24 protein-coding genes are annotated in these 24,340 nt (G+C 63.2%); 19 read left to right on the top strand and 5 right to left on the bottom strand.

What is annotated here, in order from left to right; all coding sequences use genetic code 11:
- Positions 1–4: 4 nt before the first annotated feature.
- Together VG561_RS04505 and VG561_RS04500 are read right to left on the bottom strand one after the other, a co-directional pair.
- Positions 5–1,216, bottom strand: coding sequence for an MFS transporter (locus tag VG561_RS04505; RefSeq protein ID WP_014647583.1), 1,212 nt, complete (start codon positions 1,214–1,216; stop codon positions 5–7).
- A gap of 129 nt (positions 1,217–1,345) precedes the next feature.
- Complete coding sequence (locus VG561_RS04500; RefSeq protein WP_032957003.1) at positions 1,346–1,765, bottom strand: HD domain-containing protein; 420 nt, start codon at positions 1,763–1,765, stop codon at positions 1,346–1,348.
- Positions 1,766–1,895: 130 nt separating this feature from the next.
- Here VG561_RS04500 and VG561_RS04495 point away from each other — a divergent pair, with 130 nt between their 5' ends.
- The 19 genes from VG561_RS04495 to VG561_RS04405 all read left to right on the top strand — a co-directional run bounded on the left by VG561_RS04495 (position 1,896) and on the right by VG561_RS04405 (position 21,601).
- Positions 1,896–2,153: a hypothetical protein gene (locus VG561_RS04495; protein WP_014647581.1), complete on the top strand. Its 258-nt coding sequence runs from the start codon at positions 1,896–1,898 to the stop codon at positions 2,151–2,153.
- A 35-nt stretch (positions 2,154–2,188) separates the two neighbouring features.
- Positions 2,189–3,868 (top strand): type IV secretory system conjugative DNA transfer family protein, encoded by a 1,680-nt coding sequence (locus tag VG561_RS04490; protein ID WP_014647580.1) that lies wholly within the window; start codon positions 2,189–2,191, stop codon positions 3,866–3,868.
- Between the two features lie 424 nt (positions 3,869–4,292).
- On the top strand, positions 4,293–4,739 hold the full coding sequence (locus VG561_RS04485) for a hypothetical protein (protein WP_032957008.1): 447 nt from the start codon (positions 4,293–4,295) through the stop codon (positions 4,737–4,739).
- A gap of 89 nt (positions 4,740–4,828) precedes the next feature.
- A complete protein-coding gene (locus VG561_RS04480; protein WP_262093121.1) occupies positions 4,829–5,899 on the top strand; it encodes a VirB8/TrbF family protein in 1,071 nt (356 codons plus the stop codon).
- Positions 5,896–6,675 carry a TrbG/VirB9 family P-type conjugative transfer protein gene (locus tag VG561_RS04475; RefSeq protein WP_014037652.1) on the top strand — a complete coding sequence of 260 codons (780 nt, stop codon included), beginning with the start codon at positions 5,896–5,898 and terminating at the stop codon, positions 6,673–6,675. Before VG561_RS04480 ends, VG561_RS04475 begins: the two co-directional genes overlap by 4 nt.
- Positions 6,672–7,943 (top strand): TrbI/VirB10 family protein, encoded by a 1,272-nt coding sequence (locus VG561_RS04470; protein ID WP_049442499.1) that lies wholly within the window; start codon positions 6,672–6,674, stop codon positions 7,941–7,943. The genes VG561_RS04475 and VG561_RS04470 overlap by 4 nt, the downstream gene beginning before the upstream one ends.
- Before the next feature lie 14 nt (positions 7,944–7,957).
- Positions 7,958–9,001 carry a P-type DNA transfer ATPase VirB11 gene (gene virB11 / locus VG561_RS04465; protein WP_049408142.1) on the top strand — a complete coding sequence of 348 codons (1,044 nt, stop codon included), beginning with the start codon at positions 7,958–7,960 and terminating at the stop codon, positions 8,999–9,001.
- 3 nt (positions 9,002–9,004) lie between these two features.
- Positions 9,005–9,988 carry a lytic transglycosylase domain-containing protein gene (locus tag VG561_RS04460; protein ID WP_069118279.1) on the top strand — a complete coding sequence of 328 codons (984 nt, stop codon included), beginning with the start codon at positions 9,005–9,007 and terminating at the stop codon, positions 9,986–9,988.
- Positions 9,989–10,061: 73 nt separating this feature from the next.
- The gene (locus VG561_RS04455; RefSeq protein ID WP_046431329.1) at positions 10,062–10,469 is read left to right on the top strand and encodes a TrbC/VirB2 family protein; all 408 of its coding nucleotides are present in this window, start codon (positions 10,062–10,064) and stop codon (positions 10,467–10,469) included.
- Positions 10,462–10,770 (top strand): type IV secretion system protein VirB3, encoded by a 309-nt coding sequence (locus VG561_RS04450; protein ID WP_019660289.1) that lies wholly within the window; start codon positions 10,462–10,464, stop codon positions 10,768–10,770. The genes VG561_RS04455 and VG561_RS04450 overlap by 8 nt, the downstream gene beginning before the upstream one ends.
- A gap of 81 nt (positions 10,771–10,851) precedes the next feature.
- On the top strand, positions 10,852–13,299 hold the full coding sequence (locus VG561_RS04445) for a VirB4 family type IV secretion/conjugal transfer ATPase (protein WP_069118278.1): 2,448 nt from the start codon (positions 10,852–10,854) through the stop codon (positions 13,297–13,299).
- On the top strand, positions 13,229–14,167 hold the full coding sequence (locus tag VG561_RS04440; protein WP_153643637.1) for a hypothetical protein: 939 nt from the start codon (positions 13,229–13,231) through the stop codon (positions 14,165–14,167). Before VG561_RS04445 ends, VG561_RS04440 begins: the two co-directional genes overlap by 71 nt.
- 83 nt (positions 14,168–14,250) lie before the next feature.
- Positions 14,251–15,393, top strand: a complete 1,143-nt coding sequence (locus VG561_RS04435; protein ID WP_262093122.1) for a type IV secretion system protein — start codon at positions 14,251–14,253, stop codon at positions 15,391–15,393.
- A 30-nt stretch (positions 15,394–15,423) separates the two neighbouring features.
- Entirely contained in the window at positions 15,424–15,948 is a 525-nt protein-coding gene (locus VG561_RS04430; protein WP_153643293.1) for a DUF4189 domain-containing protein, read from the top strand.
- Positions 15,949–16,062: 114 nt separating this feature from the next.
- Positions 16,063–16,764, top strand: coding sequence for a DUF4189 domain-containing protein (locus tag VG561_RS04425; RefSeq protein WP_414611705.1), 702 nt, complete (start codon positions 16,063–16,065; stop codon positions 16,762–16,764).
- 366 nt (positions 16,765–17,130) lie between these two features.
- Positions 17,131–18,144 (top strand): hypothetical protein, encoded by a 1,014-nt coding sequence (locus tag VG561_RS04420; protein ID WP_100450276.1) that lies wholly within the window; start codon positions 17,131–17,133, stop codon positions 18,142–18,144.
- A gap of 490 nt (positions 18,145–18,634) precedes the next feature.
- Positions 18,635–19,171: a hypothetical protein gene (locus VG561_RS04415; RefSeq protein WP_032954278.1), complete on the top strand. Its 537-nt coding sequence runs from the start codon at positions 18,635–18,637 to the stop codon at positions 19,169–19,171.
- A gap of 57 nt (positions 19,172–19,228) precedes the next feature.
- Positions 19,229–20,236, top strand: coding sequence for an XVIPCD domain-containing protein (locus VG561_RS04410; RefSeq protein WP_321210536.1), 1,008 nt, complete (start codon positions 19,229–19,231; stop codon positions 20,234–20,236).
- Between the two features lie 96 nt (positions 20,237–20,332).
- Positions 20,333–21,601, top strand: a complete 1,269-nt coding sequence (locus tag VG561_RS04405) for a hypothetical protein (RefSeq protein ID WP_423179403.1) — start codon at positions 20,333–20,335, stop codon at positions 21,599–21,601.
- A gap of 52 nt (positions 21,602–21,653) precedes the next feature.
- Here the strand turns inward: VG561_RS04405 and VG561_RS04400 are convergent, their stop codons facing one another.
- The 3 genes from VG561_RS04400 to VG561_RS04390 are packed head-to-tail and all read right to left on the bottom strand — an operon-like array spanning position 21,654 to position 24,332.
- Positions 21,654–22,982, bottom strand: coding sequence for an XVIPCD domain-containing protein (locus VG561_RS04400; RefSeq protein ID WP_262093123.1), 1,329 nt, complete (start codon positions 22,980–22,982; stop codon positions 21,654–21,656).
- Complete coding sequence (locus VG561_RS04395) at positions 22,979–23,632, bottom strand: hypothetical protein (protein WP_014647564.1); 654 nt, start codon at positions 23,630–23,632, stop codon at positions 22,979–22,981. The genes VG561_RS04400 and VG561_RS04395 overlap by 4 nt, the downstream gene beginning before the upstream one ends.
- A 43-nt stretch (positions 23,633–23,675) precedes the next feature.
- On the bottom strand, positions 23,676–24,332 hold the full coding sequence (locus tag VG561_RS04390; protein WP_238381466.1) for a hypothetical protein: 657 nt from the start codon (positions 24,330–24,332) through the stop codon (positions 23,676–23,678).
- Between the last annotated feature and the right edge of the window lie 8 nt (positions 24,333–24,340).

Genomic DNA, 24,340 nt, shown 5'->3' with positions numbered 1-24,340 from the left:
ATGTTCAGTGGCTGCCGACGACGGCGGTGCTGCGCTTCTTGTCCAGCATCACCGCCACGCACCACAGCAGCAGGCCGCCGATCGCGGTAGCCGCGCCGACATAGCCGGTACTGGCCGGGCTGAAGCCGGCGCTGATTGCCATGCCGCCCAGCCACGGGCCGAGTGCGTTGGCAGTATTGAAAGCGGCGTGGTTGGAGGCCGCCGCCAGCGTCTGCGCCTCACCGGCCACGTCCATCAGGCGGGTCTGCAGCACCGCCGCCAGTGCGCCCATGGTGCCGACAGTGATGATCATCGGGCCGATGGTCCACACCGACTGTGCGGCCAGCGGATACAGCAGCAGCATCACGATCGACCACAGCAGCACCACGGCGGCGGCCTTGAAGTGGAACTTGTCCACCAGCCAGCCACCGGCGATGTTGCCGATGATCGCGCCGATGCCGAACACGCCCACCGCCAGCGGCATCCACGATTCGGCCACGCCGGTGACCTGCACCAGGGTCGGTGCCAGGTAGGTGAACACGCAGAACATGCCGGCGAAGCCGACCGCGCCGATCGCCAGCGCCAGCCACACCTGGGACGTGTTGAAGGCGCGCAGCTCGCGCATCGGCGAGGTACGTACTTCATCCGGGTCCGGCAGCAGGAAGCGCGCGATCATCGCCACGGTGGCGATGGCCAGCACGCTGACCAGGGCAAAGGCGGTGCGCCAGCTCAGCTGCTGACCCAGCCAGGTCGTCAGCGGGTTGCCGACCAGGATCGCGATCGACAGGCCCAGCAGCACGCGTGACATCGCCTGGCCGCGCTGGCCTGCGGGACTGATCGCCGCGGCCACCAGCATCGCCACGCCGAAGTAGGCGCCATGCGGCAGGCCGGCAACGAAGCGCGCCACCAGCATCGTGCCGTAGTTCGGTGCCAGCGCGCTGGCCAGGTTGCCGACCGCGTAGAAGCCCATCAGTGCCAGCAGCAGCTTGCGGCGAGGGAAGCTGGCGCCGACGAAGGCGAGGATCGGGGCGCCGACCACCACGCCGATGGCATAGGCGCTGATCAGATGCCCGACCTGGGTTTCGGAAATCGACAGGCCGCGGCTGATCTCCAGCATCAGGCCCATGCTGGCGAACTCGCTGGTGCCGATGGCGAAGCCACCCAGTGAAAGGGCGAGGATGATCAGGGTGCGCTGGCGGGGCGTCAGCCGCGCAGCCAGGGAAGAGTTGGGGCTCATGCGGGGGCGCGATGGGGGGGGCGGGAGCCGCCCATTGTACTGCTGCACTGCAGCAGGAGCAGCAGCACTCAGGGTAAATCAGCGTTTGATCGGTGACACGCCGGCCCGCCGCGCCTCGTCGCGTCCGGCTCAGATGCCCAGCGCCGCCCGGGCATGAGCGTACTTTCCGTGCAGGCGCGCGGCCGTCGCCGCATCGAGCATTGCCAGCCGCTGCGGATCGGCGTTGTCATCCAGATCGGCGCGCTTCACTTTCAGTGCCAGCGGGTGGGCGGCAATGCGCGCGTAGTAGCTGTCCGCGTCGGGTGCTGCATCGCGGTTGAGCAGTTGCACCGCCTCGCGCAGCGGTGCGGGAAATACCTCGATCCGCGCGGCAAACGCCGGGCAGTCCTCGGCCACGTCATGCAGCCAGGCCACCACTTCGGCGTCATCGTCGCCGCGCACCGCAGCCGCCACCCGCGCCACATGGCCGATGTAAGGCTGGCCGGCCTTGTCGATCTGCCCCGCGTGGGCCTCGGTGGCCAGCGTGCGGGCAAGTGCTACCCAGTCCATTGCGGTTTCCTTGGATATCCGCGCACAGTTTCGCGCAGAAGCCGCAGCGGTTGTGGATGCGCCCATGACGCTGCCACCGGCATGATGGCGGGGCAGGGGGCGCAGTGTTGCCCCGACAAGGAGGAGTGCGATGCAGGAATTCAGGCATGTGCTGGAAACCCGTGGCCGCTACCAGCTGGTAGCGGTGTCCCACGAGCCGGTGTACGCTCCCGGCGATGTGGTCGGCCATGCGGTCGTCGCCGACGATGGGGATCGTCTGACCGACCTGATATCACTGGCCGAAGCGCGCCAACGCTTGCTGCAACTGGTGCGTGAAGAGGGCGAGGAGCCCGGGCTGGAAAACGAGAACCACCTGCGGAAGAAGGCGTCGCGCTGGCGCCACCGCTAGGCCGTCGCGCCGCGTGCGCATCATGGAGGATTCGGGTGTTGCCCAGTAAGAAGTATCTGCTCATCGCCATCATCACGCTGGCGACCCTGTTGCTTGGTTTCGTGTTCTCCGGCTACTTGACCTTGCTGTTCCTGGGGCTGGACACCCAGCTGTTCACCTGGAACACCTACTACCAGTACGTCCACGCCATCGGCCAACCGCAGGTCGCGCCTTTCGTGGGCAAGATCAAATGGGCGGGCTACGTAGGCTTCGGCCTGCCCCTGCTGGTGCTGCTGGTGGCCGGCTTGGTGCTGCTGCTGAAGAAGGACAAGCGCTCGCTGCACGGCGACGCGCGCTTCGCCACCGGTGCCGACCTGGCCAAGCACGGCATGTTCAAGAAGACCGGCCAGAGCATCGTGGTCGGCAGCCATGGCGGCAAGCTGGTGCGCCTGGATGGCCAGCAGTTCGTGATCCTGGCCGCGCCCACCCGCTCGGGCAAGGGCGTGGGCGTGGTCATCCCGAACCTGCTGGAGTACGGCGAATCGCTGGTGGTGCTGGACATCAAGCAGGAGAACTTCGACCTGACCAGCGGCTGGCGCGCCAGCCAGGGCCAGGAGATCTACCTGTTCAACCCCTTCGCCGAGGACCGGCGTACGCACCGCTGGAACCCGCTCAGCTACGTCTCCGACGATCCGGCCTTCCGGGTGTCGGACCTGATGAGCATCGCCGCGATGCTGTACCCAGACGGGGCCGAGGACCAGAAGTTCTGGGTCAGCCAGGCACGCAATGCGTTCATGGCCTTTACCCTGTACCTGTTCGAGAACTGGGACGACGAGCGCAGCAGCGGTTTCCCGGGCGGCGCCGGCACGCCCACGCTCGGTGCGGTGTACCGTCTGTCCTCCGGCGACGGCACCGACCTGAAGAAGTACCTCAAGACCCTGTCGGAGCGACCGTTCCTCAGCGCCAATGCCCGTTCGGCGTTCGCCAACATGCTGTCGCAGGCCGATGAGACCTTCGCCTCGATCCTGGGCACCTTCAAGGAGCCGCTCAATCCCTGGATCAACCCGGTGCTGGACAAGGCCACCAGCAGCAACGACTTCCTGCTGACCGACGTTCGCAAGAAGAAGATGACCATCTACATCGGCATCCAGCCCAACAAGCTGGCCGAGAGCCGGCTGATCATCAACCTGTTCTTCAGCCAGCTGATCAACCTCAACACCAAGGAACTGCCCAAGTCCAACCCGGACCTGAAGTACCAGTGCCTGCTGCTGATGGACGAATTCACCTCGATCGGCAAAGTGGAGATCATCGCCTCGGCGGTCTCTTACATGGCCGGCTACAACATCCGCCTGCTGCCGATCATCCAGAGCATGTCCCAACTCGACGCCACCTACGGCCGGGAAGTCTCGCGCACGATCATCACCAACCACGCGCTGCAGATCCTGTACGCGCCGCGCGAACAGCAGGATGCCAACGACTATTCGGACATGCTGGGCTACACCACGGTGCGCAGGAAGAACGTCACCCATGCCCGCGAGAAGACCCACAACTTCACCGAGGAACGGCGCGCGCTGATGCTGCCGCAGGAGCTGAAGGCGATGGGGCCGGACATGGAGGTGTTCCTGTACGAGGGGATACCTCACCCGGTGAAGTGCGACAAGATCCGGTACTACAAGGATCGCTACTTCACCTCGAGGCTGCTGCCGAAGGTGGACGTTCCGATGCTGAACGTCTAATTCACGTCGCTGAATTTGTGATCACCATTCGTAGTTAAGAATGTGAATTCGTGATTTCGGTCAAGAATTTGGCATTTGTTCATGGATTTTCAGACTTGTCTGACATGGAATTGACGCGTGGTTGTGCGACCCTGTGCATGTCGTTCAGAAATGTGTGATGGATGGCAGATGTTGTAGAGCAGGGTGGCCAGGAGTTTGTGCCATGAAACAAGGATGGTTTCGACGTTGGTGAGGTATGCGGGTGTGTCGTCGGCAGTGTCTGGCGGCCCCGCGACTTGGTTGGCAGCCGTTGGCTGCAGGGGAGCCGGAGCAGGTGTGCTGCCAGTCAGTGCGTCGCTCCGATTCCGGCGTGCGCGACGCAGCGCCGGACGACCAGGGGACCAATGCTCGGGACTGCTTTTTCGTACGTCAAAGTGAAGCCCGTATGAATCAGGCGTTTATCGCGAAAATGTCCATCGCCGCAGTGGCGGCGTTGATGGTGGCCGGTTGCGCCACCAAGTCCGCTCCCGATTTCGGAGGCCGGTGGAAGCCGGTCAACCGCTTCGCTGCGGCACCCACCGAGATTCCGCTGTACTCCAGCTACGTCTACCAGGCCTCGCCGATGGATGGCACGCTCAAAGCCATGCTCGAGCGCTGGGCCAAGGATTCCGGACGCACGCTGGATTACCGCCTGAGCTCGGACTTCACCCTGTACGGCGCGGTCTCCAGCATCGACACCACCAACGCTCAGCAGGCCGTGATCGATCTGACCGCAGCCTATGCAGCGCAGGGCATCTCCGTCTCCATCGTTGGCAACCAGATCGTTGTGCAGAGCGCTGGCTCGACGCCGACCGCGTCGGCGCAGGGCGCTGATTCCAACAGCGGCACCTGAGTCCACCTCGAAATCATCGAACGTGCCGCTCCCCGCGCCTGTCGCAGGGGCGCCACGCCCATTGATGTTTCAGCAGTACGGAAGAATCCATGTTCCGCAAGAAGGATCCCGGCAATAGTCCCAAGGTCGAGCAGTCGGTCGCCAAGGCGGTCAGCTACGAGATCACCGTGGCCGACATGGCACGCCGCAGCGAGCGGCGCGCATGGTGGGTCGCCACGGGCTCGTTGCTGATGTCGCTCGCACTGGCGGGCGGCTATTACTACATGCTGCCGCTGAAGGAGAAGGTGCCGTTCCTGGTGATGGCCGATGCCTACACGGGTACCGCGACCGTCGCGCGCCTGAGTGGCACGTTCCAGGGCGAGACGATCACCACCAACGAAGCGATCAATCGCAGCAACGTCGCCCAGTACGTGCTCGCGCGCGAATCGTACGACTCGGCAGTGATGGGTCTGCGTGACTGGGAGCTGGTGTTCGTGATGTCCACCGATCCGGTGGCGCAGTCCATGCGCGTCCGCTATGCCGGCAACAATCCGCAGAACCCGTTCGTGATGTACGGTCGCGAGCGCGCCATCCGGGTCAAGATCCTCAGCATCACGCCACTGGGGGCCGAGCCGAACGGCAGCTTCCGCGGCGCTTCGGTGCGCATACAGCGCAGCCTGCTGGACAAGCGCACCGGCGTCTCTACCTACCTGGACAACCAGCTGGTGACGATGCGCTTCAGCTACAACCAGAACCTGGCGCTGTCCGAACAGGATCGCATCCTGAACCCACTGGCGTTCCAGGTCACCGAGTACCGTGTCGACAACGACTACTCGCGTGGCGTGCCGGTACCGGATGACGGCGCCATGCAGGCGCAGGCGCAGCAGGCCGCTCAGGCGGCGCAGCAGGCGCAGGGCGTCTACGATCCGAACAATCCGGCCGCGGCCACCATGATCGATCCGGCCACCGGCCAGCCGGTCGCGGCTCCGGCCTACGGCCAGGTGCCGGGCCAGCCCGTACAGGGTCAACCCATGCCGGGTCAACCGGTGCAGGGTCAGCCGGTGCAGGGTCAGCCGGTGCAGGGGCAAGCAATGCCGGGGCAGGCCATGCCCGGACAGCCGGCCATGAGGCCGGCGCAGAACAATTCCACCGGAACTGCTGATGGAGCAAGCAACCGATGAGTAGTCGAAATATCAGGGGAAGCGCGCTGGCGCTGCTGTCGATGTTGTCGTTGCTGTTCTCAGCAGCGGCGATGGCGCAGGCGGTTGACCACTACGAGTACGAGAAGGACCGCATCTATCCGGTTCGAACCGGCCTGGGCCTGACCACCCAGATCGAGTTGAGCCCGAACGAGAAGATCCTCGACTACAGCACCGGCTTCAGCAGCGGCTGGGAACTGACCCGCCGCGAGAACGTGTTCTACCTCAAGCCGAAGAACGTCGACGTCGACACCAACATGATGGTGCGCACCGAGACCCATTCCTACATCTTCGAGCTGAAGGTGGTGGCCACCGACTGGCGCCAGCTGGAACAGGCCCGTCGTGCCGGTGTGCAGTACAAGATCGCCTTCGTCTATCCGAACGACACCGTGTTCGGCGTCGCCCAGGAAGCGGTCGAGGAAGAGGCCAAGCCGTTGCTGAGCTCGGAACTGGCCAAGGACCGCCAGTACAACTTCAACTACTCCTATTCGACCAGCAAGGCGAAGAAGATGGGGTGGCTGATCCCGGTCAACGCCTATGACGATGGTCGTTTCACCTACCTGAAACTGCCGAATTCGCCGGAGTACAAGACCGGCATCTTCCCGGCGGTGTTTGGTCGTGAAACAGAATACGGTGAAGACTTCGTGGTCAACACCACGGTTGAAGGCAATACGCTGATCGTGCACGGGACACACCCGTACCTGGTCATCCGCCACGGCGACTTCGTCGTCGGCCTGCGAAGGAACGTGAAGAAATGAGCCAGCAGAACACTCCCGGAAACGACCCGAACAACGGACGCGACGAGAGCCAGAGCCCGTACGGCGCACAGGGTGCTTCGGACGCGCAGTCGAACCCGTACTTCGGCACGACCCAGGCCGAGCCTGCGCCGGATCTGGATGCGGCCGCGCCGCAGCTGCGCTCGGCCGAAGAGCAGCGGCTGAACCGCAAGGCGCTGCTGTTCCTGGGCGGCATCGTGGTGCTGCTGGTGGCCATGGGTTTCCTGCTGTTCCGCAAGGGCCAGGATGACAAGGACGCTGTGCAGAAGGTGCCGGACGTTGCGCGCGTGTCTACGCCGACTCTGCCGGACGCCGTGCAGACGAGTCCGGTGCCCTCCCAGGCCATGCAACCGGTTGATCCGATTCCGATGACGCCGCCGCTACCGCCGCCGCCGCTGGATTCCACCCCGCTGTTCGTTCCCCAGTCCGATTCGGCGCGCGAGATGGACCGTGGCCCGACTTTGCTGGACCGCCGCATCGGCTCCGGGAGCGGGGTGGGTGGTGGTGATGGACAGGATGGCAACGGGAGCAATGGCGGCCGCGGCATGGATGAGTACACCCGTGCCATGCTGGCCCAGCTGCCCAACAATCAGGCGGCGCCGGCAAAGGTTCGCCGCGGCCCGGACGTCGAGGATGTCTCCAGCGCCACCTACATCCAGAGCCCCGACGCGCTGCTGGTGCGTGGCACCTACCTGCGTTGCGTACTGGAAACCCGAATCATCACCGATCTCGCCGGCTACACCTCGTGCCTGCTGACCGAGCCGGTGTACTCGATCAACGGTCGCAACCTGCTGCTGCCGAAGGGCTCCAAGATCTATGGCGCCTACGGCGGCGGTCCGATGGGCAAGCGCGTGGAAGTGATCTGGGATCGCATCACCACTCCGAATGGCATCGACGTTGCGATGTCCAGCCCGGGCGTGGATCAGCTGGGTGGCGCCGGTCATCCGGGCCAGTACAGCGCGCACTGGGGCAGCCGTATCGCCTCGGCGCTGATGATCAGCCTGATTTCCGATGCCTTCAAGTACGCAGCCGCCGAACACGGTCCGGAGACCACCACCATCGCCAATAACGGCATGACGGTGCAGTCGCCCTATGAGAGTGCTACCGCACGCACGATGGAGCGCCTGGCCAACGAGGCACTCAGCAGCAACCGTCGTCCGCCGACCGTCACCATCAACCAGGGCACGATCGTGAACGTCTACGTCGCCAAGGACGTCGACTTCACCAACGTGCTGCACCCCCGCCGGTAACCCAACGAACGATCATGGACGCCGAAGTGTCACCCCTCGCCCTCGTCTCCAGCGATTTCCTGCGCTATCAGTACGAAGTGCTGGGCATCGCCGAGTACATGACGTCTCCGGAAGTGACGGAAATCTGCATCAACCGTCCCGGTGAGCTGTACCTGGAAACCCGGGCGGGGTGGCAGCGGGTGGACGTGCCGAGCCTGACCTTCGAGCGGGCCCGGCAGTTCTGCACGGCGGTGGTGAACGAGAGCAACACCGGCCAGCGCATCACCGATGCCGATCCGGTCGTGTCGCTCACGTTCCCCACTGGCCAGCGTGCGCAGTTCGTGATTCCGCCGGCATGTGATGCAGGCAAGGTGTCGATCACCATCCGTCTGCCGTCCAAGCACACCAAGTCGCTCAGCCAGTATCACGAAGACGGCTTCTTCAATCAGATCCTGGAAACCGATGGCAGCATCAGCGAGCAGGATCGCGAGCTGCTGGAGCTGCGCCATTCGCGCGAGTACGCCGAGTTCTTCCGGCGTGCGGTGATGTACCGCAAGAACATCGTGGTATCGGGTGCGACCGGTAGCGGCAAGACCACCTTCATGAAGGCGCTGGTCAACCATATCCCGGACAGCGAGCGCCTGGTCACGATCGAGGACGCGCGCGAACTGTTCCTGACCCAGCCCAACGTCGTGCACCTGCTGTATTCCAAGGGTGGACAAAGCACCAGCAATGTCAGCGCCAAGAGCTGCATGGAAGCCTGCCTGCGCATGAAGCCCGAACGCATCATCCTGGCCGAGCTGCGCGGTGACGAGGCGTTCTACTTCATCCGCAACTGCGCGTCCGGTCATCCGGGTTCGATCACCAGCTGCCATGCGGGCAGCCCGGAGCAGACCTGGGACCAGTTGGCGCTGATGGTGAAGGCCTCGACCGAAGGTTCGGGCCTGGAATTCAACGTGATCAAGCGACTGTTGATGATGACCATCGACATCGTCGTGCATATCAAGGCGCATGCCGGCTCGCGCTACATCACCGGCATCGACTTCAATCCTGGGCGTGCCCAGGGGCAGGGGGGCTGAAGGATGCTGCCAGGACTGGAAATGATGGCGTGCCCGGAGATGGCCGTGTCGATGGATGTGATGCAGCACGTCATCAACGTCGAATCGTCGCGCAATCCCTACGCGATCGGCGTGGTTGGCGGTGCACTGGTGCGCCAGCCCAAGGCCTTGGATGAAGCACTGGCGACGGTGCGCATGCTGGAAGAGAAGGGCTACAACTTCTCGATCGGGCTGGCCCAGGTCAATCGCTACAACCTGGGCAAGTACGGCCTGGATTCCTACGAGAAGGCCTTCCAGCAGTGCCCGAACCTGCAGGCCGGTTCGCGCATCCTCGCCGAGTGCTACAAGCGCTCCGGTGGTGACTGGGGCAAGTCGTTCAGCTGCTACTACTCGGGCAACTTCGAGACCGGCTTCCGTCATGGCTACGTGCAGAAGATCTACGACTCGATCCGCCGCGGGCAGCAGGTCGCCAGTAATGGTGTCGCACCGATCGACGTGGTCAGTCGGGGGGAGCGCCGCGCGGTGAAGGTCGAGCATCACCCGCAGCTGGCTTCGCCGGCGCAGGCGCGCATCGTTGCTCAATCCAATGGCCCCGTGTACGTGCCGTCGGAAGATCCCGCACGCGCCTATGTCGTGTACCCGTCCACCGGGGCGATGGCGCGGGGCAGCCTCCTGAACATCGCCGACCAGGCACTGTCCAAGGTGGTACTGGGTTCGGTGGATCGGATGATGCAGCCGCAGGCGCAGCCGGCCCAGGCGGGCGCCTATCCGCAGCAGCAGGCCGGCGGCATGCCGCAGCAGCTGCCACAGCAGGGCCCCGCACAGGCGATGGCCATGCCGCAGCAATTGCCGGGCGCGGCTGGCGCCGGCAATGAGGGGCCAGTGATGCTGCGGCCCTGGAGCGAGCGTAACCAGCCTGTGGCCGGTACCGACAATTCGTACAACGCGCCGGTGCAGGCCGCACCGGTGCAGCAGATTCCCGCAGGGGATGCGGCCTTCGTGTTCTGACGAAGTCGTGGTGCGGCCAGTCCCCCGGCTGGCCGATTCAGTTGTGTTAGTCCATCAACAAGGAAATCAATCCATGAAGCGATCCAATCTCGACCTCGTCCAGGCCCAGCGCACGCTGAAGACCCTGCTGATGGCCACGATCTTCGTTGGCGCACTGTTCGCCCCGCAGGTGTTCGCAACCGGCACCGACTTCGGCGGCACCGACAAGAAGGTCTGCGGTTTCTTCTCCAACATCAACGGCCTGCTGAACATGGCCTCGATCGCCGTCGTGACCATTGCGGTGATCTTCGCCGGCTACCAGATCGCCTTCGCGCACAAGCGCATCGGTGACGTCGCGCCGATCCTGATCGGTGGCGTGCTGATCGGTGCCGCCGGCCAGATTGCGCGCATGCTGCTGGGCGAGGGTAGCGACGGCAAGTGCGGTGGTGGCACCAGCACCTCCTACCTGATCAACCACGTGATCCAGTACTACAGTGCATAAGAACGTCGTGTTCCGCGGCTGCACGCGCCCAGCGATGTTCCTGGGTGTCCCCTACCTGCCATTTTTCATGGTGGCAGGTGGGTTGCTGCTGCTCAGCATGTACACGAACTTCTGGTTCCTGCTCACCATTCCGGTGGCGGTCTTCATCATGCGGCAGATGGCCAAGCGTGACGAAATGATCTTCCGCCTGTTGGGCCTGCGCCTGATGTTCAAGCTGAAAGTCCGCAACGTGCAGGAACACGATGGCATGTGGGTATTCAACCCCAACCATTACCGCGACAAGCCGGCCCGAATGGATTGAGGTCCGGATCCGGCCTGGCGGGCGTCTGCGCCCGCCGGGTCTTTTGTAACTCCTTGGCACTACCTCTTTGGAAGCAGTCGTATGTTCAGCCCTGACACCTCCATCAGTGAGTTCATTCCGTTGTCGTCGCATGTCGCTCCGAACGTGGTCAAGACCACGGGCGGCGATTACCTGCTGACCTGGCATCTGGAAGGGCTGCCGTTCGTCGGCCGCGAGGAGTGGGAGCTCGAACATCGCCACAACACGTTCAACCGCCTGCTGCAGACGCTGCGCGCGCCGGATTTCGTCAACGTCGCCTTCTGGGTGCACGACATCCGTCGTCGCCGCACCCTGAAGGGCAAGAGCAACTACAAGCAGCGCTTCAACCAGGATGTGTCCGATCAGTACATGGGCATGTTGTCCTCACAGCGCATCATGCAGAACGAGCTGTACCTGACCATGATCTACCGCCCCGTGGTGGCGGGTAAGCGCTTCGTAGAGAAGTCGGCGAACGTGGACAAGCTGCGCGCCGAGCAGGAGCAGGCGGTCGAAAAGCTGATGGAGCTGGCCGGCAACGTCGAGGCCGTCATCCGGGACTATGCGCCATACCGCCTGGGAATGTACGAGGCCAAGAACGGCGTGGTGTTCTCGGAAACGCTGGAGCTGTTCGGTTACCTGATCAATCGCATCGACGAGCCGGTGCCGGTGCTGTCGGCACCGATCAAGGACTACCTGCCTGTCAGCCGCCATATGTTCTCGGCCAAGACCGGCGATTTCGCGATCAATACCCCCAATGGTGCCAACCACTTCGGCGCCATTCTGAACATCAAGGAGTATGCCGAGGGCACTTACCCGGGCATCCTCAACGGCCTGAAGTACCTGGACTACGAATACGTCATCACCCATTCGTTCAGCCCGATGGGGCGGCAGGACGCGCTGAAGGTGCTCGATCGCACCAAGGGCATGATGATCTCCTCCGGCGACAAGGCGGTCAGCCAGATCGTCGAGCTCGACCAGGCCATGGATCAGCTGTCGTCCGGCAACTTCGTGCTGGGTGAATACCACTTCATCATGGCGGTCTACGGTGACACTCAGGCCAAGCTTTCGCAGAACGTCGCATCGACCCGCGCCGAGCTGTCCAACGCCGGCTTCGTGTCGACCAAGGAAGACCTTGCGGTCACCTCGTCCTTCTATTCGCAGCTGCCGGGCAACTGGCGCTATCGTACCCGCCTGGCCAATGTCAGCTCGCTGAACTTCCTGGGCCTGTCGCCGCTGCACAACTTCGCCACCGGCAAGCAGCACAACAACCCGTGGGGCGACTGCGTCACCACGCTGCAGACCACCAACGGCCAGCCGTACTACTTCAATTTCCACGCGACCCATCCGTCGGAAAACTCGCTGGGCGAGAAGGCGATCGCCAACACCATGGTGATTGGTAAGTCCGGTACCGGTAAGACCGCGCTGATCAACTTCCTGCTCAGCCAGGTTCAGAAGTACGAGCCGTCACCGACCATCTTCTTCTTCGACAAGGATCGTGGTGCGGAGATCTTCGTGCGCGCCTGCGGTGGCAACTATCTGGCCCTGGAGAACGGCGCGCCGACCGGTTTCAACCCGTTCCAGTGCGAGAACAACGAAGCCAACGTGCAGTTCCTGGCCGACCTGATCAAGGTGCTGGCCGGCAAGCGTGAGTACAGTGCGCGCGAGGAAGAGGACATCTACCGCGCAGTGGAAAGCATGCTCGATACGCCGATGCACCTGCGCAGCATGACCAACTTCCAGAAGAGCTTGCCCAACATGGGCGACGATGGGCTCTACGCGCGCATGCGCCGCTGGACCTCGGGCAATTCGCTGGGCTGGGTCTTCGACAATCCGGTCGACACCGTTGATCTGAGCAAGGCCAATATCATCGGCTTCGACTACACCGACATCATCGACAATCCCGAAGTGCGCGTGCCGGTCATCAATTACCTGCTGCACCGCCTGGAGTCGCTGATCGATGGTCGTCCGCTGATCTACGTAATGGACGAATTCTGGAAGATCCTGGATGGCGAAGGTGGCCTGAAGGAGTTCGCGAAGAACAAGCAGAAGACCATTCGTAAGCAGAATGGCCTGGGCATCTTCGCGACGCAGAGCCCGGAGGACGCGCTGAAGAGCGACATCTCGGCAGCGCTGATCGAGCAGACTGCCACCTTGATCCTGCTGCCGAACCCGAACGCCAGCAAGAGCGACTACATGGACGGCCTGAAGCTGACCGAGGCCGAGTTCAAGGTGGTCACTGCCCTGGACGAGCGCTCGCGCTGCTTCCTGGTCAAGCAGGGTCACGCGTCCAGCGTGTGCCAGCTCAACCTGCGCGGCATGGATGACATTCTGTCGGTGATCTCGGCGTCCACTGACAACATCGACATCATGCATCGGGTATTGCAGACAGCTGCGGTACGCGCACGGGTGACGGTGGATGAGCTGACGCCGGAACAGTGGCTTGAAGATTTCTACAAGAATCGAAAGGGCTCGGGCAAGGCGGCTGTCGCAGCGCGCGACACTGTTACCTGATCCGCGAGACGGCCTGCCCGAAGACTACGAGTTCCGATCAATGGAGACTGATATGAACAATACCAAGCAAGCTTCCTCGCCCCGCCGCCGCGCGCCCCGTCTTGCAGCGATGACCGTGGCAGCCATGATGGCGCTCGGCACCGGCAATGTCAGCGCCTGGATTCCCGTGCAGGAGACCGGTACCAGCCTCATCCAGCACCTGCTCAATCAGATCAACACCTACAAGACCGAGGCGACCGTCTACGCGGCCAAAGCGCAGGACGCGGCCGAGTACGTCGAGCAGAACACCCGCTGGATCCGCACGCTGGAGCAGTATCGCCAGGCGCTGATCCAGGTGCAGGCGGCGGTGAACAGCTTCGGCATGCCCGACAGCGCGCCGCTGGTGCCGGTGGCACCGAACTATCTGGTTGCCGAAACCTGCGGCAAGGCGCTGGACTTCAGCTTGGAGTCCGCCTTCAAGGTGTTCGTGTTCAATCCGCAGGCGGATGTGAAGGAGCAGCAGATGCAGATCTGCGTCAACATCCGGATGATGCAGAACCGCAAGTACAACGACGCGATCGATTTCCTGACCCAGACCGTTCCGCGCATCAACAACTCCTTGACCCGCATCCTCAAGATCCGCCTGACCAATAACGATCAGGGCACCGTGCAGGGTGCCGACAGCGAATCGCTCCGCACCGCCAATGACATTGCCGCACTTGCCCAGAGCTGGGAAGCACGGATGAAATCCTATGATGCCTATATCGAGGTCATGGAGGCCAACCAGAAGGTGGTGGCGCAGGCCGCATTGAAGGGGGACCCGACCAAGCAGCTGATCAGCGACATGGTCAAGACCACCGCACTGAAGGCCGCGCTCAGCGTCAAGTGATTGCAGGCCGCTAATACGTAGACATGCGCTGCAAAGCAATGCGGCATTTCATGCAGTAACGGAATTACCAAGGGATTGTGGAAATGACGATCAGGTGGCTGGCCAACTTTGATTTCTCAGGCGGATTGCAGGATCTGCTGGGCTACGCTGTGCGTGTCCAGTCGATCGGCGATTTCGTCTTCTTCAAGCTGATCATGGATTACCTGCGCGACAGGATCAGTGACTACGGCATCGACCTGATGGGGCGCATGATGTCCTGGGTCGGTGGCATTGCCCTGGTGCTGATGACGCTGTGGGTACTGATCCAGGGCTTCCGGATCGTCACCGGCCGCAGTCGCGACTCCATGATGGTGCTGGTGACCAACATGGCGCGCGCGGCGTTGATTGTGAGTGTTGCCACCAGCATGGCGATGTTCGGCAGCAACCTGCAGAAATTCCTCAACGAGGACGTCAAAGGCCTGATCACCCACGTGGTGACCGGCAAGGACCAGCAGCCGGAAGACCAGATCGACAAGAGCCTGGCGTGGATGCAGGTGGCGCTGTCGAGCATTGATGGCATCAAGATCCTGAATGATCCGGGGTTGCAGGCGGACAAGACACGGGCGCTTTGGTTCATCGGCATGGGCACGGGCGGTCCGGCCGTCACCGCTGGTGCGATGTTGCTGCTCTACGAGGTCGCGCTGGCGCTGTTCATCGGCCTGGGTCCCTTGTTCATTCTGTGTCTGCTGTTCGACCAGACCAAGCAGCTGTTCCAGCGATGGCTGTTCTACGGCATCGGCACGATGTTCTCGATGGCGGTACTGGCAGCGATGGTATCGATCGCGCTGGACATGGTGATCCGTGTCTCGACCGCGTTCTGGTCCACCGCCCTGGTCAACAAGTTCCTGCTCGAAGGCGCCTCCAGCGACGGCATGACCAGCCAGGCGATGCAGCAGGGCGGCATGGGCCTGATTCTCACGACGCTGATCCTGACTGCGCCCCCAATGGCAGCCATGTTCTTCCAGGGCACGCTGGGTAGCTTCATGGCATATTCGCAGATAGGTGGCAGTGCGGCCTCAACTCCTAGTGCTGATGGTCGGCCCCCGGGCACTTACACGCCTCCTTCGCCATCGAAGAGCGAAGGGCATTCGAGTCACCAGGATAGTGGTGTCACCGTAAGGAACTCTGCTCCAAGTACTTACACGCCGTCTAATCAGAAGCAGGGGCAGTATGGCTTGGCGGATTGATGGTTCTGACTTAGGTTGAAGGATGTGTGTATGAATATTGACTGGGCAGCTCAAGTTCTGAGGTGCGCTCTTGCGGCAGTCCTAATTTTTGGGGGGAACAGCGCTGCCTTCGCCGAAGGACGGTGTCCTCCAGGCCAGTATCCGATTGGTGGGCAGGGCGCCGGCGGATGTGCACCGATTCCTGCTGGTGGATCAGGAGCGGAAAGCCCGCGTCCAACGGGGCGGTGGATCAAGACTTGGGGAGCATTTGCTGCCTCGCCTTCCGGTATCGCAGGAGCGGCAAGCGGGTGGAGGAAGAAGGCGGATGCGGGAAACGCGGCAGTGAGGTCCTGCTCTGATGCCGGCGGCCGGGATTGTCGAGTGAAGTTCACCTATAAGAATCAGTGCGCAACGGCGGCTGTCTCAAATACGGGAAATGGGGGAACCTTCTACTCTGCCGCAGCCACAAAGGAAGAGGCGGCAGGTCTATCCTTGGCGCAATGTCGTGCTGGTTCCAAAGAGACATGTGAGATTGTCATGTCCAATTGCACCGAACCGGAGTTTGAGAAGTTCTGAGTCACTGCTCGCGTTATTCTGATGATCCGGCAGTGGAATGGCCGGTATTGAGCGGATCATTTCTTCTCTGCGCCGATCGAGTCGCAAGTCCTGATCACGTGATCGGGTCCCCGTATGGGTGCCGGCCGGAGCCTCATCTTTCTCACGCTGATGGCAATAGTACAGATCATGCCATTACGCCTGTCATTCCAATGGCTAGGAATGGAAATAGCTTGGCTGTTGGGGAGATTGGTTCTGCCCGCTAAGAAAAAATCTCTATTCTTTGTGTTGGGAGATTCCCGATGTGATCAGGCGTTCAGTGGCGGCAAGTTTGGTCGCAGCAATTGGGTGGCGGGTGCTGCGCTCACCTCTGAGTCGGTCCGGGCAGAGGGGCGGTGTCCACCTGGTCAGTATCCCATCGGTGGCCGGGGTGTTGGTGGCTGTGCCCCGATTCCAGCCTCTCAGGGTGAGGGGAGTTCCGGGCCGCGTGCGATAGGTAAGTGGATCAAAACCTGGGGAGCCATATCTCGTTCTGTTGCGACCGGTGATGTGGGAGCTTCGGTGGGAAAGAGATCAAAGGCCGAGGCTGTCGCTGAGGCTCAGTCCCGGTGTGCGACATATGGTGCGAAGGATTGCACTGTAGGGATAACGTATAAGAACCAGTGTGTCGCTTACGCGGATCCGGCTCCGGGCTCTAAAGGCTTGATTTCAATGGCCGGCGGTCCAACGAGAGAGGCTGCTTCCACTGAGGTTCTGAAGTACTGTGCTGCTCACGGCGGTGGGCAGTGCACGATCAAGTACACCGATTGCAGTGAGCCGATCTTCCAAGAATTCTGATTGCTCGATGGAGCTGCGTTGATACATCCGACGTCCAGCGTCTATCGCATTCTGGCAGATTGGTGGTATCTGTCTCTAGGTGAGACTGCTGCTTGGCGCTTGAGTCACGTAGGTAGCCACTCATGGTGATTGCGCTTTTTTTCAATCAAGATCGCCTCTCAATCCAAGTTCCGTTAGGCGACCAATCCCTCCTCGAAGTAGGGTGCGTTCGCGTCAAAAATGTTGACGCTTCAGCCCCTCATTTGCTCTCGCTTGATGCGCAGGCTTTGCGCTTAGGTGGGCGTCCCTCGATGCGACGCGCCAGGCCGTGCTATAAGGCCCCATTCGCGATGCCGTAGGTCTTCGCGCCATTCGAAGGAACGAATCATGCCGAATCCCGGCCGTGTTGCCTCGCTGATTGGCGGACTGCTGTTCGCCTCGTCGGCCCATGCCGCTGATAGCTGGGTCATCTTCACCGGTGGCGAAACGCCGAACCGCGAGGCGTGGGTGGTCGATGCACAATCGCTCGCCGACCGCTCGGATCTGGTCGGTTTTCTGCAGCGTGCCACGCCGGCAGAGCAGAACGCGTACCTGAAGCAGTTGCGCCGCAGGGAGCCGGCGAAGCCCGGTGACCCAGTTGCGGGTCCGGAGCCGGTGTACGAAATCCAGGTCAATACCGTCTACGAGAACGCGACCAAACCGAATCGACTGGTCAGAAAGTACTGGGTGAACTGTTCACAGAACAGCGTGGCCATCAGGACGAGTCTGATCCAGTGGCGCGATCGGCCAATGGAGAACGTCCCACCGGATAAGTTCGAACCGCAGGCCGAGGCGATTGCTCCCTGGCAGGTGCAACTGGTGCGGTTTGCCTGTCTAGTTGGGCCTGATCCCAAGGCCAAGGCGCCAGCGGAAATGATGAAGCGTGGCTTCCTTTCCATCGGTGACGTCGGGCAATCGCCTGTGGATTTCATCTGGGCCAGCCTGTGGAAGGACGGCAAACGTCCAGCATTCACCTATCTGCCGGGCGACGCTGAAATGGATCGTACTGTGCGTAGCCTGGAAGCGACTGTGGCGCGCGGCCAGAGTGAAACCAGCAAAGCTCTGGATGAGTCGCGGCGCGCAGCCAACCGAGTGGGTCGCAACAATCTCATGGACCTGTGGATCGGCAAGACAGAGCAGGAATTCGTGCGGACGTGGGGCCCACCGGATCGTGTGGAGAACGGGGCCGATGGTTCGCGCACGTTGTACTTGCATCGTGGCGAGCGTGTGCAGGGATTGAATGCTTATGGGCATGTCGTCAGTGACGTAAACAATCGATGCGATATCACGGTGCTGACGACGGACGGCTACGTCCGCGACTACGCCACACAGGGGGCCGCATGCGCCCAGCAGTTGCGCTGAGCGCGATTGCTGGCCACGACGCGAGGAAGCATGGCTTGTGCTGGGTCCCGCACCCGTCGACTTAAGTGGCGTAGGCTTTCCGTGCAACATCGCCCCGGCCGGGCCAGACCGTATGTGGGAATGCGAGCCATACCTGCGGTGCCATCCACCGCGTGTCTGATTGTCGGATAAGCCACCATTCACGTTAACCGCGCTGTTTCTGTGATCAAGTGCGCTTTTCATCCCAAGCACCCTTCGACGAGCGCTGCCTCCTCGAAGTAAGCTGCGTGCGCGTCAAAATCCCGACGCGCCGGTGCCATCGAACACAGGAGCTTTTCCGTCCATGAGGACTGTGTCCCCCCGCGGTGCGGGTGACGCTTGCCACCATCGCGGTTGCCGTGGGCTCGAGGCTATCATCCGCCATGGCGGCCGCAGGGCACGTGCGAGGCATCGCCCCGTTTCCGGCCTCCGCTCGGGAACTGGCAAGACGGGATTGAAGGAGTTGCAGGGGATGGAGAAGGGGAGTGGCGTACACATGGACAATGCCTTGGCGTTCGTTCCGTCCGGCGCGAACCTGCTGGAAGCCGTGCGCGGTGATCTGACGGGCAATGGTTTCCAGGACCAGCTCCTGGTGATCGACCAACCTCCTCCGGAGGGCTTGCTGCCCGGCGAGCACGGTCCCAACCGGGTGCTGTTGCTGCTGCTGGGCGACGCCACGGGCCGATGGCAGTTGGCGGCGCGCAACGACAAGCTGGTGCCGTGTTCCACCCGGGGAGGCATTGCCGGCGATCCTTTCGCGTACGTGACCATCGAGGATGGTGCGTTCAGTGTGATCACCAACGGCGGCAGTCGCGAACGCTGGAGCAGCGTCTACACGTTCCGGTATGCACCTGCCGAGCAGGCGTGCTGGGTGCATGGCGTGCAGCGCAGGGTGGTCGACACCGAGACCGAGGCCACCCATACGCGTGACTTCTCGGCCGCCGAACTTGGCCGGGTGCGGTTCGAGGATTTCGATCCGTCCGTCGTCGCCGACGTCAGCTTGCCCTGAGTGCCATGCCGGTGAGGAGGCGGGAGTATCCAACGATGATCGAGCAGGAGTTTCACCGTGTCGCAGGATAGGGAGTCGCAGCTGTTGCGGCAGGCCACGGAGGCCGGCATGACCTCGTCCCGGGAACTGGCCAACTTCATGGCGCAGGCCGGGCACGAGTCCCGTGGCCTGAGCCGGCTCAATGAGAGTTTCAACTTCACCCGGGGCATCTCGCAGATCCCGGTGGAAGCAGCGTGGCGCAATGGCAACGGTGCGCTGGAGAGCGCCCGCCAGGAAGCGCTGCGTGGCCGCCCGGAAAACCTGGCTGAGCTGATGTACGGCGGGCGCATGGGCAACGATGCCCCTGGCGACGCACTGAAGTATCACGGCCGCGGCTATCTGCCGCTGGTCGGCAAGGAGAACTATGAGCGTGCCGGCAAGGCGCTGGAACTGGACCTGGTGAATCACCCGGAACTGGCCGCACAGCCCGAGCACGCAGGTCGCATTGCCGTGTGGCAGTGGCAGACGCGGGTGCCGGAGACGGCACGCGAGGATGTGCGCGAAGCCACGCGTGCCCTGAATGGCGCGCTCAACGGCATCGAAGCCCGCCAGCAGCGCTTTGACGTGTGGCAGCAGAAGCTGACGCCCGATGTGATGGCGCGGCTGGAGCGTGGCGAAGTGGGGGCGCCGGCCCAGCAGGCAACGGGACGCGACATGTCGCAACCGGGCGAGCCGGGATACACGTTGTTCCTGGGAGCGCGCCAGCACCTGCAGCAGATGGGGCCGCAAAGCGGAATGCGCAGCGCGCAGGAACTGGACAATGCCGCCGGCGCACTGGCGCTGAGCGCGCAGAAGGCCGGAATGTCGCGTATCGACCACCTGTTGGCCGGCAATGACGGTCGCACGCTGTTTGCCGTGCAGGGCGCGCTGGGCGATCCGGCCATGCTGCGCGCATCGGTCGATCGCGAACAGGCGGCGCAGCAGCCGCTGGCGCAGAGCAGCCAGCAATTGGCTGCCAATGTCGCCCAGCAGGACCCGGCGGCCGCGCTCGCCCGCGAGCAGGAGCAGCGTTCTCGATCCCTGTAACACCGATGCCGGCGGGCAGGGTGCCCGCTGGCGCTTCATGTACGACGCGTGGCGCCCTGTGGCGCCGACATGGAAACCCACCCGTAAGGACACCACATGCGAATCGTTCCCCCGAATGCCCGCCACGCCGCTGCCCGCTGCAATGCACCCGTGCGTCGCCTGCCGCCGCTCTGGCTGCTGTCACTTGGACTTGCCGCAGCGTCGGCACAAGCTCAGGAGGCAGCGGCGCCCGTCGTGGAGACGCGCCCCGCTGCCGAGGCTACCGTTGAGGCGCCTGCAGGGGCGGCGCCCGTTGCAGCGCCCGCGGCGGCCGACGCCGTTGTCGCGGCGCCGGCTCCCGAAGTACCGGCTGCCGCGACACCCCCTGCGACACCGGTGGTGGACACGCAGCCGGCGCCGGCTGCGGACCCGGCGCCTGCGCCCGTTCCGCCCGCAGCGGCGGCGCCTGTGGCTGCACCGCCTACAGTCGTCGAGTCAGCGGTCCCGGCGGTAGCGCCGGCACCGCCTGCATTGGCCATCGTGCCGTTGCCGCCCGAGCAGGCGACCGAGCGTGCGCTCGGTGCCCGCTGCCCGGTGGATCTGGCCGGGCGGCTGGCGAGCCAGGGCGACCTGCTGATCGGCGCCTGCCAGGGCACCATGCCGGCGCATCTGGCTGCGATGCTGGTCGCGCTGCCCGAGCAGGACATCCACCTGCCGCGCAGCTGGCGCGAGCGTGAGGTGCGGCAGAAGGCCTGGTTCAAGGCGGTGCCGGGCTACGGCCAGCGCCCGGACTTCATCGTGCGGATGGGCGACATCTGGGTGCGCTCGTTGGAAGGGCGCGACGCCGACAGCACGTTCTACCTGGTGTCGGCGCCGTTCACCTGCAGCGACCAGGTCGCCAACCGTGATGAGTACGGCGCGGAGCCGGTCCGCGTGCCAGCGGGTGATTGCCGCGAGGCCTATGTGGGCCAGCGTGTGTACCAGGTCCGCGGGGACGCGGCGCCGAGGGATGTGACCGCCGATGCCATGCCTGTCATGCCGCAGCAGACGGAAGCGGATCGTGCGCGGCAGCTGTCGCGTGAGGGACGGATCAGCCTGGACCATAGCAAGTTGCAGTACGGCCCGGCCATGCGCTGGTTCGTGCAGTATCCGGAGTCGGCGCAGAAGGGTGGTCCGCGCGTCTACAGTGACTGGAACCGTGAGCACATCGCGTTCGTGGTCTGGACCGGCGATCGCTTCGAGCTGCGCGACAAAGTCGCGCGGGCGCAGTGGCCCTGTGATCCGGTGGCGCCCGGCGATCGCGCCTGCGGTGGATTCCCGGATTCCGGGCCGGATCTGTTCGTGACGGCCGGAGCATCCGTGCCAATGGCAGCGTCCAGCCCCTGAGCCGGAGTTTCGAAGTGATGCGGGAGCCGGGCTGACCGGCTCCCGCGCTGCATCAGGCCTGCAGGCTGCGGGTCTGATTCTGCTGCTGTTCCAGCTGCTGGTCGCGCTCAAGTGCAAGGCGCTGACCTGCGGCCTGCTGGTCGATGCGCTGGCTGCTCTGTTCCAGCGGTGTGTTCATCGCCACCGCCGTATCCACTGACACGCGAAGGTGGGCCGGGTCACCGCCCTGGCCCTGCACGGCGAAGCTGCGCGAGGCATCGGCATTCATGACCACCTCGTCGATGCGCTTGCCGCCCGCCGCATGCATTTCGGCGGCCAGGCTGCCGGCCAGTTGCGTGCTCATTACGTCTGGTACCCGGCCGACGCGGACGTCCTGCGCGTGCACGCCACGGATCGCGTCGTTGAACAGTGGGTTGCCCACATGGTTGGCGTCGTCCATGCGCAGCATGCTGGTGTGATGGCCATTCTTCTCCGCTTCGCGGCGTGCCGGCTCACCGGGCTGCAGCGGGCCGCGGATATGGTCGTACAGATCGACGGCGCCGCCCGGAATGCCGCGCGCCGCGCGGGTGACACCACGGCGCAGTGATTCAACGTCGTCGCGGTACTCCTCGATCATCCTGGCGTTGTCTTTTGCCAGCTTCTGCGTTTCCGGGTGTTGCAGCACCGAGCCGTCACCGAGGAAGTTGCCCAGCTTGTGCGCACCGAACGAGCTGCCTGCGGCGATTATCGGCCGGTCAGGGATCAGGGCGCGCAACGAGTGATTGCTGAAGCCGTTCGCGGCAAGCGTGCTGATTTCATTTGGCCGCGCGTAGATGCGCACCTGGCCGAAGTGCGGCGACGCCGCGCTGACCGGATCGGACGCCATGACATGGTTGATCATGGTGTTGCCGCCTTCCGGGATGCGGTAGCTGAGGCTGACCGCGCCATAGGCGTTGAAGGTCTCGCCCTTGACATTGAAATGGTGCGAGGTGATCTGGGCCAGCGCGCCACCGAGAGAGTGGCCGGTGACGGTGACTTCGGGTGGGCGCTGTCCGAGATCCTGCCCCTCCTTCTTGGCGTAGGCCAGGGCGCGTTGGGTCAGCGCGATGGCGTCCGGTGCCTGGACGTTGGTGCGGGCGACAACCATGCCACCATCGGTCAGGATCGCATCGCGGGCGATCTGTTCGGTGCCGCGATGTGCGACGACAATTTCATTGGTGTCGACTCGCTGGTAGATCGTTCCCTGATAACCGTTCAATCGATTATCAACGTGCTCGAGGATCTTGTACTCATGCCCGTTGATCGCTACGAGCTCTTCCTTGCCGGGAGCGCGTCGACCGACCGCACGGTCCTTGTACACGTCGTCGGAAATATCCGCATAGTCTTGGCTGCTGAGGCTCATTGGCGGACCTCATTGGCTTCAAGTGAAGCCGAGAACAGCGAATTCTGCAGCTCAGGGCGGAACTTGGTGGGGTCTTCTTGGCCGCTTGCGCCGTAGTCAGGAATCTCGTTCACGCGCGGATAGTCCGAACGAGGATAGTGGCGAGTCTCGGTCTCGCCTTTCACGAATGGCGCTGCTTCAATAAATGAAAGGAAACGCGTCTCGCCCTCGGCCCCCGTCGCCTTCAGCATCGCGCCTGCACCGGTGAACTCCCACTTGCAGACACCGCGACCGTAGTAATCCTCATCCAGCATGCGGTCGATGTATACAGTGCCCCGGTACTCGCCATCAGCGACCTTGCGCAGTTCCACCGGTTCCTGGCTGGTAATCCGTGCAGCCGTGCCGGTGGCCGGCTCGATATAGCCACACTGGTCTTCGTTGGTGACGTCGTACTGCGCGACACCTTCGACCACCGCGAAATCGCCCGGGGCGTCCTTCAGGCGCAGCACCAGTTCATAGGCCTTGCGCGGGCTGGGGTTGAGCTTGGCGAGGCCGCGCCCACCCTGGGCGACATCGGCTTCAGCAGCGGCACGTTCCTGGTTCATGGCGGTCTCCGGATGGCAGGCGGTCAACAGAAGCAGAGCAAGGCACGGAATCATCTTGTGGCGCAATGTCGGCCTCCTGGTGTGTAAGGGTGAATGTGGCACTGGCGGCTCATGGCACGAGCTTCTGCACAGTGGTGGTGGTTGAGAACAGCGCATTGCGCAGCTCTTCGCTGTACCCCGACGGAGCTTCCTCGCCACTGGCGCCAAAGTTGGCGACAGTGTCGGCGCGCGGATAGACAAGGTTCGGGTAATAAAGCGTCAGAGGCGAGTCGTTCTCCATGCGCTTCTTGTCGATGAACGTCAGGAATCGCGTATCCGCCTTGCTGGTCGTGGCGCGCAACATCGCACCGACACCCGTCAGCGTCCAATGGCAGACGCCACGCCCGTAGTAGTCCTCATCCAGCATACGGTCCAGGTAAAATGTACCGCGGTACTCGTTCTCGCTGACCTTGTGCAGGGTGATGGGCTCCTGGCTGGTGATGCGGCCTGCAGTGCCTGTTGCAGGCACGATCCGTCCACAGTCTGCGTAGTTGATGGCGTCGTACTGGGCCACGCCCTCAACAACCGCGAACGGGCCTGGCGCGCCCTTCAGTGTCAGTACCAGCTCATAGGCCTGCTTCGGCGCCGGGTTGAGTTTGGCCAGGCCGCGTCCACCCGCGGCGACGTCGCGCTCGGCATCGGCGTAGGGCGAGCATGCCGCCAGCAGGACGAGGGCGAGCACTGCCAGCAGCGGCCGTCCCCTGTGTGCGAGGTGCGCTACACCCATGGCCCAAT

Source organism: Stenotrophomonas sp. CASM110, from assembly GCF_049384345.1.
Taxonomy (GTDB): domain Bacteria; phylum Pseudomonadota; class Gammaproteobacteria; order Xanthomonadales; family Xanthomonadaceae; genus Stenotrophomonas; species Stenotrophomonas muris.
The sequence above is the reverse complement of the archived record's forward strand: the minus strand, read 5'-3'. Positions and strand labels throughout refer to the sequence as shown.